The 5,856-nt window shown below is 72.4% G+C and carries 4 protein-coding genes; 2 read left to right on the top strand and 2 right to left on the bottom strand.

What is annotated here, in order from left to right; translation table 11 throughout:
* The first annotated feature begins 40 nt into the window (after positions 1-40).
* The gene (gene fumC / locus EQG76_RS03005) at positions 41-1,444 is read left to right on the top strand and encodes a class II fumarate hydratase (RefSeq protein ID WP_159710494.1); all 1,404 of its coding nucleotides are present in this window, start codon (positions 41-43) and stop codon (positions 1,442-1,444) included.
* Here fumC and EQG76_RS03000 read toward each other — a convergent pair.
* Together EQG76_RS03000 and EQG76_RS02995 are read right to left on the bottom strand one after the other, a co-directional pair.
* Positions 1,353-4,250: an AsmA family protein gene (locus EQG76_RS03000; protein ID WP_159710492.1), complete on the bottom strand. Its 2,898-nt coding sequence runs from the start codon at positions 4,248-4,250 to the stop codon at positions 1,353-1,355. The two genes, fumC and EQG76_RS03000, sit on opposite strands and share 92 nt — an antisense overlap.
* Positions 4,251-4,355: 105 nt before the next feature.
* Positions 4,356-5,285, bottom strand: coding sequence for a tyrosine recombinase XerC (locus EQG76_RS02995; RefSeq protein WP_159710490.1), 930 nt, complete (start codon positions 5,283-5,285; stop codon positions 4,356-4,358).
* Between the two features lie 51 nt (positions 5,286-5,336).
* On the opposite strand from EQG76_RS02995, the gene EQG76_RS02990 reads away from it, so the two are divergent.
* On the top strand, positions 5,337-5,856 hold a 520-nt coding region (locus tag EQG76_RS02990; RefSeq protein WP_456237658.1), incomplete at its 3' end, for a primosomal protein N' family DNA-binding protein.

The following is a 5,856-nucleotide window of genomic DNA, read 5'->3' as shown; positions in this document are numbered from 1 at the left end:
CGACCTGAGCCGCAAAACTTGGGGCGCAGGAGCGTTTGCGATGAGTGTTGCCAAAGAGGTCCGGGTCGAGAGCGACACGTTCGGGCCGATCGAGGTGCCGGCGGACCGGCACTGGGGTGCCCAGACCCAGCGTTCCCTGCAGAACTTCAGGATCGGCGGCGAGCGGATGCCCGCTCCCCTGGTCCGGGCGCTCGGCATCGTCAAGTTGGCCGCAGCCCGCGTGAACGTCCGGCTGGGCCAGCTCGATCCCAAGCTCGGCGACGCCATCGCCAAGGCGGCCGAGGAAGTGGCCGAGCTCAAACTGGTTGATGAGTTCCCGCTGGTGGTCTGGCAGACCGGGTCCGGCACCCAGTCCAACATGAACGCCAACGAGGTGATCGCCAGCCGTGCCAACGAGCTGCTGAATGGCAGCAAGGGCGGCAAGTCGCCGGTCCACCCGAACGACCATGTCAACCGCGGCCAGTCCTCCAACGACACCTTCCCCACCGCCATGCACATCGCGGCGGGCGAGCAGGCGGTCCGAGAGCTGATCCCGGCGCTGGAGCACCTGCACGCGGCGCTGGCTGCCAAGGCGGACGAGTTCAAGGACATCATCAAGATCGGCCGCACCCACCTGCAGGATGCGACCCCGATGACCCTCGGCCAGGAGTTCGGCGGCTATGCCTGTCAGATCCAGTACGGCATCGAGCGGGTGAAGGCGGCGCTGCCGCGGGTCTGGTACCTAGCCCAGGGCGGCACCGCGGTCGGCACCGGGCTGAATGCCAAGAAGGGCTTTGCCGAGGGCTTCGCCGAGGAGGTGGCGAAGATCACTGGCCTGCCGTTCGTGACCGCACCTAACAAGTTCGAGGCGCTGGCCTCGCACGACGCCATGGTCGAGCTGTCGGGCGCGCTCAACACGCTGGCGGTCTCGCTGATGAAGATCGCCAACGACGTCCGCCTGCTGGGCTCCGGCCCGCGCTGTGGTCTCGGCGAGATCTCCCTGCCCGAGAACGAGCCCGGCAGCTCGATCATGCCGGGCAAGGTCAACCCGACCCAGTCCGAGGCGCTGACCATGGTCTGCGCCCAGGTGATGGGCAACCACGTGGCGGCCACGGTTGGCGGCTCGAACGGCCATTTCGAGCTGAACGTGTTCAAGCCAGTGATCATCTACAACGTGCTGCAGTCGATCCGGCTGATCGCGGACGGCTGCCGCTCGTTCACCGACAACTGCGTGGTCGGGATCGAGGCCAACCGCGAGCGGCTGGCGCAGATCATGAACGAGAGCCTGATGCTGGTCACGGCGCTGAACCCGAAGATCGGCTACGACAACGCTGCCAAGGTCGCCAAGAAGGCGCACAAGGAGGGTACCACCCTCAAGGAGTCGGCGCTGGCGCTGGGGCTTCTGACGGAAGAGGAGTTCGACCGGCTGGTTCGCCCTGAGCTGATGCTGGGGCCGTCGGACTGATCGGCAGCGCACGGACCTGCCCGGGCGGCCCCAGCAGGTGCCAGCCGGGCAGGCCGTTGTCCGGCGGCAGCGTCGCGTCGAGGAACCAGACCGGCAGGTCGAGCCGTGCCGTCAGGTAGCGGCGCGACCGGTCCGGCAGGTCGACCGCCAGATGGGGCGGGCTGCTTTCCAGCAGGCCGCGCCGGGCGGCAAGCGCACCGTGGATGCCGGCGAACGCGAAGGGCGAGGCGTCGCTGCCGACCGCCGGCGGCAGCGTGCCCGGCCCGATCGCCAGGCGCAGCTCACCGGCGAGATCCGCCACGATCGCGCGGACGGAGGTGCCCTGGCCCGTGAGGCTGGCTTCGGCGGCGAGCCTCGCCCGGGGTGCGCGGTGGATCCCGAGCAGACCGCCCAGTGCCGCGCTGTCGGCATCGTCGAGCGCCACGTCCAGCTCCATGAGCGGCACCAGCCCGCGGCCGTCCAGGGCGAGGTCGCCCCGCAGCCAGCCGCCCTGTGGAAGGGGCAGATCCAGCCGTTCCAGGTCAAGGCGCCCTTCCGCCAGGCGCACCCGGCCAAGGCCCTGGCCGTCCGGATCGGCGAGCTGGCGCAGCGTGAGGTCGAGCTCGGCCCCGAACAGCCAGTGCCAGTGGAGGTCCATGGCCGGCCAGGCGCCCGGCCAGCGGAGCGGCGAGCCCGGTGCGAAGGACAGGGTGGTGGACAGGAAGTCGTAGAGGCCGGAGAGGGAATCCGGGGCCACGGCCAGCGCAAGTTGCCCGGCAAGGCGCGGCACCTCGCTGCCGGTGCGCAGGCCGAGCTGGCCGTGGGCACGCAGCGGCCCGGCCGAAAGATCGATCCGGCCCTGCCAGCGCCCGTCCTCGCTGCGGCCGATCTGGGCATCGGCCGCCACCGCGCCGCCAAGGGCACGCGGCTCGATCGGCAGGAGCGCCAGCTCGGCCAGGAGCGCGGCGAGATCGGGTGCCCGGGCCTGGACGTCCAGGGCGGTCGCCGCTGTCTGATCGCCCTGCCCGAACGTGCCGCTGGCGGTGATGCTCTGCCCGTCGCCGGCCAGGTCCAGCGCCACTTCCAGGCGGTCGAACGGCCCGCGCAGCGACAGTGCTCCCTCCAGCCCCGGCAGGCGTGACAGCCAGGGCAGGTCCCAGTCCAGCACAGAGGCGATCCGCTGCGGCCGGGGCGCGCTCAGCCCCAGCACCATGTCCAGCGTCCGGCCGGAGAGATCCAGCGAGCCCGCGAGCGTCGCGTGCAGCTCGGCGCGATCCCCGGCCGATGCCTCGGCGACCGTCAGGCGACCGTTCCGGCTGCGCGCCTCGAGCGCCACGTCGGTGATCCAGGCGTCGCCTTGCGACAGCCGGCCGATCCGCAGGTCGAACTGGCCGTCTGGCAGGTGCCGGAGCAGGTCGCCGGGCTCGGAGGACCCGGCAAGCCACTGCGCCAGGTCGAGCCGGTCGATCTGTCCGGCAAGCGTAAGGGCGCCGTCGGTGAGCTCGACCCTGCCGGCGAACCGACTCTGGTCGGCCTGCAGCGTCGCCTGCTCGAGTGCCCAGCTTTTCGGCCGCCAGCGCAACTCGCCTTCAACCAGCAGCCCGGCCGGGCGGTCCGGCGGCAGCCAGTCCGGCAGGACACCGAGCTGCCCCAGCACCGGCATGGCGGTCAGCAGGTCGAGGCTCACCGTACCGGCCAGTTCCTCGTCGGGCGAGAAGCGCCCCCGCTCCAGCCGCAGCGCGCCGTCGGCGCCGACCGAGGCCGCCAGCCGGTCGATCTCGATCTGGCCGTCCGGCAGCAGGCGGCCGGCCACGTCCACGGCCGGCAGCGCCACGCCGCGCAGGTCGAGCCCATGGCCGGAGAGCTTCATTTCGATCCGGTTACCGCCGAACAGGCCGGTTCCCGTCGCCAGCCGGGCCAAGTCCGGTGCCGTCAGCGTCGCGTCGCGCAGGTCCAGGCGCAGCTCGCCGGCCTGTTCGGCATGGCGGAACTCGAACGTGCCAGACAGCGCGGTGCTGCCCGACGAGGCGGCGAGATCGGTGAGCTTCAGGCCGGCCGCGCCATAGTCCACCCGGCTCTCGCCCTGCCACGGGGCATCCGGGCCGAGCGCTGCCCATGGGCCGAGCCAGGCCGGCAGCCGGCCTGCTGCCGCGACCCTCAGCCGGCCGAACAGCCGCCCTGCGGCCAGGAGGCCCTGCCAGGCGATCCGGCTTTCCCCCAAGTGCAGCTCCAGTTCGGCGGGCACGGCACCGCTGCTGTCCGCGCGCCGCAGGGTCCCGTCCAGGGCGAGCGCGCCGTCGGCCGTTTCGGCAGCGAGCGTGAGCCGCACGATGCCGTCCACGTCCTCCCGGCGGTCGAGCGCCAGGGCGGCCAGCTCCAGCGGCGGCGTGCCCGGTGCCAGCTGGATGGCCAGCCGGCCGTCGGCCACCTCGATCGTGCCGGTCTCGCCGCTGTCCGCCAGGCGCAGCAGGTCCAGGACCGCCACCGGTGCGGCCAGTTCCGGGCGGACCGCGGTGAGCGCCTGCACTGGTGGCTGTCCGGTCAGGAGCCGGAGCGGCGACAGGGCCAAATCGACGCGGTCGGCCCGTGCCAGCGTGGCGCCGTCCGCCACCAAGCTGGGCTCGGTGATCACCGCCCGGGGTGCTGGCAGGAAGCTAAGCCCGATCCGGCCCTCCAGCCGGACCGGCCGGTCGAGCACGGCCGTCAGCGACGCCTCGGCCTGCTGGCGGATCCGCTCCGGGTCGGACAGGAAATAGAACCCGCCGGTCAGCGCGCCGAGCAGTGCCGCCGCCGCGGCCAGGATCAGGAGGACGGCACGCAGGCGCATCGATCGTTCTGGTTCGGCCGGACAAGGAACGGGCCGACCCTAGGAAGGCGGAGGGCACAACGCAAACCGCGCATGCGCAGAGCGGACGGTGCCCGGCCCTGGCATTCAGGCGCGGGGATGGGCGGCGCCATAGAGCTGGTACAGCCGTTCCTGGTCGACCTGGGTGTATTTCTGGGTGGTGGACAGGCTGGCATGGCCCAGCAGCTCCTGGATGGAGCGCAGGTCTGCGCCGTTCTCCAGGAGGTGGGTGGCGAAGCTGTGGCGCAGGGCATGCGGGGTCGCGGTATCGGGCAGGTTCAGGACGCTGCGGGCGTGGCGGATGCGCCGCCGAACGGCATCGGCGGCCATGGGCCCGCCACGGACCCCCAGAAACAGGGGCGAGGCGGGCTCCTGGGGAAAGGGGCAGGCGGCGAGATAGTCGGCCAGCGCCTGGGCCACGACCGGCAGCACCGGCACGTCGCGCACCCGCCCGCCCTTGCCGAGGACTCTCAGGCTGCGCAGGGAAGCGGCATCGGGCGGCAGGGCGGAGCGGGTCAGGCCCAGCGCCTCGCCGATGCGCAGCCCGCAGCCCCACAGGAGCAGGAGCAGCGCCAGGTCGCGCCGCGCCACGAACGGCTCGGCACCGTCGCCCAGCATCGCGGTGAGCTCGCCCGCCTGCTCCACGGTGAGCGGGCGGGGCAGCCGGCGCGGCACGGCGGGCGTGCGCAGGGCGAACAGAGCGGGGTTGTGCAGGCCCCGGCGGCGGTCCAGCCAGCGGAAGAACGAGCGCACCGCCGCCACGCCGCGCATCACATAGCCGCGCGACAGACCCTGCGCCTGCCGGTCCGCCAGCCAGGCCCGGAAGTCGGCGGGCCGCAGCGCCATCAAACTGGCCAGCGACGGCCGCTCACCCAGATGCCTTGCCAGGAACGCGCACAATCGGCGCAACTCGTCGCCATAATAGGCCACGGTCTGCGGAGAGAAGCGCCGCTCCTTGGCCAGCTCGACGAGCCAGGCGCGCAGGGCGTCGTCGAGATCGTCCGTTCCGTGCAGCATGAGGCGATGCGGTAGCACGGCGGGCGCAGGATACCTATGTTAGGCGGGCGCATGACCCCCGACCTCTTTGCCGATTCCTTCGCGACCGTGTCCGTCGTGGTGACCGCACCGCTGGACGGACCGTTCGACTATCTCCTGCCCGACGGCCGGCCCCGGCCGGAGCCGGGCCAGGTGGTGGCCGTGCCGTTCGGCCGCCAGGTCCTGCCGGGCGTGGTCTGGGACACCCGGCCCGAGCGCCCGGTCGATCCCGGCCGGCTGCGGCCGCTCGGCCCGCTCCTGCCGGTCCCGTCGCTGCCCGAGCCGCTGCGCCGCCTGGTCGATCATGTGGCGCGCGAGACGGTCAGCCCGCGCGGCCAGGTGCTGAAGCTCGCACTCTCGACCCATGCCGCCCTGGAAGAGCCGCGCACGGTCGAGCTGTACCGGTCGGCCGAGGACGCGCAGGCGCGCAAGCTGACGCCCAAGCAGCACCAGGTGCTGGCCGCAGCGGCCACGGAGCCGCTCGCACCGGCGGACCTGGCCAGGGCTGCCGGGGTGTCCAGTGCAGTCGTGAAGAAGCTGATCGATACGGGTG

The organism is Geminicoccus flavidas (genome assembly GCF_009806515.1).
Taxonomy (GTDB): domain Bacteria; phylum Pseudomonadota; class Alphaproteobacteria; order Geminicoccales; family Geminicoccaceae; genus Geminicoccus; species Geminicoccus flavidus.
This window is presented reverse-complemented; position numbering and strand designations above follow the sequence as displayed.